At 61.7% G+C, this 2,301-nt stretch carries 4 protein-coding genes; 2 read left to right on the top strand and 2 right to left on the bottom strand.

From position 1 onward, the window contains the following. Both EN994_RS27785 and EN994_RS27790 read right to left on the bottom strand, forming a co-directional pair. Nucleotides 1-472 (bottom strand): biotin/lipoyl-binding protein (locus tag EN994_RS27785; protein WP_245466098.1); only part of this gene is annotated, 472 nt, incomplete at its 3' end. Between the two features lie 99 nt (nucleotides 473-571). Beyond that, complete coding sequence (locus EN994_RS27790; protein ID WP_082826673.1) at nucleotides 572-742, bottom strand: hypothetical protein; 171 nt, start codon at nucleotides 740-742, stop codon at nucleotides 572-574. Nucleotides 743-923: 181 nt separating this feature from the next. Between EN994_RS27790 and EN994_RS27795 the strand changes: the two genes are divergently transcribed. Further along, the gene (locus EN994_RS27795) at nucleotides 924-1,541 is read left to right on the top strand and encodes a (2Fe-2S)-binding protein (RefSeq protein WP_013531562.1); all 618 of its coding nucleotides are present in this window, start codon (nucleotides 924-926) and stop codon (nucleotides 1,539-1,541) included. Between the two features lies 1 nt (nucleotide 1,542). Continuing rightward, a partial coding sequence (locus EN994_RS27800) for an FAD binding domain-containing protein (protein ID WP_127307979.1) occupies nucleotides 1,543-2,301 on the top strand: 759 nt, incomplete at its 3' end.

Genomic DNA, 2,301 nt, shown 5'->3' on the forward strand with positions numbered 1-2,301 from the left:
GTGCACCGACATCGACGATCTCGGCCTGCGCCGAGGCCACACCGGCGTCGGCTTCCGCCAGGCTTGCCTGATAGTCGCTGTCGTCGATGCGCAAGAGCACGTCGCCGGCTTTCACAGACTGGTTGTCGGTGACCGCGACATCGGTGATACGACCCGATATCTCGGCACCGATCGTCACCGTGCGGGCGTCGATGAAAGCATCGTCGGTCGATTCATACTGACGCGCGTCCAGCCACCACAAGACCAGCCCTACGGCAATCAGCAGCACTGCGAGCAGGATGGCGATGGATATGTAAGGGTGCCGCCGAGGGAAGCTCAGCAGGCTGGGCTTTGGTTCTCCGGCCTGCTTATCCTGCTTGTGCTCCTGACCGACGTCTCTCCGGTGCTTTGGCGCCGCCTCTGAGGTGGCCCTGCGTGACGTGGCGTGCGTGTCGCCGGTTTCAGATTCTTCGGTTTGGGTTTTCGCGTCCACGGGAGAACTCCCAGGAGTTTTGACCGTGGCCAGTCAACGACAACTGGTCGTAAAAGGTTCCTGGCGACCGGGCACGGTTTCGCGCCTGGCGGAATTGGTTCAGCCGATTGCCAACCTGACCACGATGGCCAGGATCACGATACCGACCAAGCCGGCTATGAACATAACCCGACGCGTGCGCGTTCGCAGGATGATCTCGCCCTGTCTCGCCTGCTCCGCAGAGAACACAGGTCCATTGTCACCGTCCTTGTCATGCCGACCATCGCTCATGATCGCCTCCTTCCGGCCCTTGGCACACACCGGCTCTTGGCACACAACCATCGCTCGACAGGCGAGGTTCCGGTTATATCGATCCCGCCAGCAGAAAAAGGATCACAGGCTCGTGAGGAGGGAACTTTGTCCTCCGCGACTGGTTTGGGCCGCTTGAGACCCAGCCAGCCCGGAGCCAGCCATGCCCGATGCCAAGATGTCCAGTGGCCTGAGCAGACGCATGTTCATGACGGCCTCTGTTTCGGCGGCGGCGGCGATGCCGCTTGTGAATTCCCCGACGAGAGCTGCCCAGCCAGCGTCCGCAAAGCCAGCCGAACCGCGCGACTTGTCGGCGGTTTCAATGCGTATCAACAAACAGACCTACAATCTCGCGCTCGACAATCGAACCAGCCTGCTTGACGCTCTGCGCGACCACGTCGGCCTGACCGGCACCAAGAAAGGTTGCGATCACGGTCAGTGCGGCGCCTGCACGGTTCTGATCGATGGAAAGCGGGTACTGTCCTGCTTGAGCTTTGCCGTCATGAACCAGGGGCGGGAGATCACAACGGTGGAAGGCCTGGCCTCGACGGACGGGGAACTGCATCCGGTCCAGCAGGCCTTCGTCGACCACGATGCCTTTCAATGCGGCTATTGCACACCGGGTCAGATCATGTCCGCAATCGGTTGCATCAACGAAGGCCATGCTGGATCGGAAGATGACATTCGCGAATATATGAGCGGCAATCTATGTCGCTGTGCGGCGTATCCCAACATCGTTGCGGCGATCGTCCAGGCGCGCGACGAGATCAGGAGGGCTTAGGATGCGCCCCTTCGTTTATGAAAGACCAACCAGCGTCTCCGCTGCAATCGCCATGGCATCCCGTGTCGATGCCGTGCGCGTTCCGCCAACCGGCGCCGACACGCAATTCATCGCCGGCGGCACCAATCTGGCCGACTACATGAAGCTCGGTGTCGCGCGGCCGGACCGACTGCTTGACCTCAACACTCTTGCCGAGCCAGCCTTGCGGCAGATCAGGATAAACGATAACACGATCCGGTTTGGTGCACTGGTCCGCATGGGTGAAGCAGCCGACAACGATGACGTCCGGCGGCGTTGCCCCGCCCTTGCCGACAGCCTGAAATTCGCCGCCAGCGGTCAGCTTCGCAACATGGCGAGCCTGGGCGGCAATGTGCTGCAACGTACGCGCTGCGAGTATTTTCGAGAGATTTCCTGGCCGTGCAACAAGCGCGAACCCGGCTCCGGTTGCGCTGCGATGGAAGGGTCCAATCGCCAACACGCCGTGCTGGGTACGAGCGATGCCTGCATCGCCACGTATCACGGCGATTTCGCGCAGGCGCTGGTTGCGCTCGATGCCACCGTCGAGATCGAAGGTCCGCGGGGAAGGCGCACGCTTGCATTTGCCAAGCTGCACAAACGGCCGGGCGACACGCCCGACATCGAGACGGATCTCGCCGCCGACGAGCTCATAACCGCCATCGAAGTGCGGCTCGAACGGTGGAGCAGCCGGTCGCGCTATCTGAAGATTCGTGATCGCGAATCCTACGCGTTTGCGTGGGCG

Origin of the sequence: Mesorhizobium sp. M7A.F.Ca.CA.002.09.1.1 (genome assembly GCF_003998555.1) — a bacterium.
Classification (GTDB): Bacteria; Pseudomonadota; Alphaproteobacteria; order Rhizobiales; family Rhizobiaceae; genus Mesorhizobium; species Mesorhizobium ciceri.

What these genes read in the sequence shown, in the direction of transcription:
- EN994_RS27790 (WP_082826673.1), bottom strand. Translation starts at nt 742, where the DNA reads ATGAGCGATGGTCGGCATGACAAGGACGGTGACAATGGACCTGTGTTC.
- EN994_RS27795 (WP_013531562.1), top strand. Translation starts at nt 924, where the DNA reads ATGCCCGATGCCAAGATGTCCAGTGGCCTGAGCAGACGCATGTTCATG.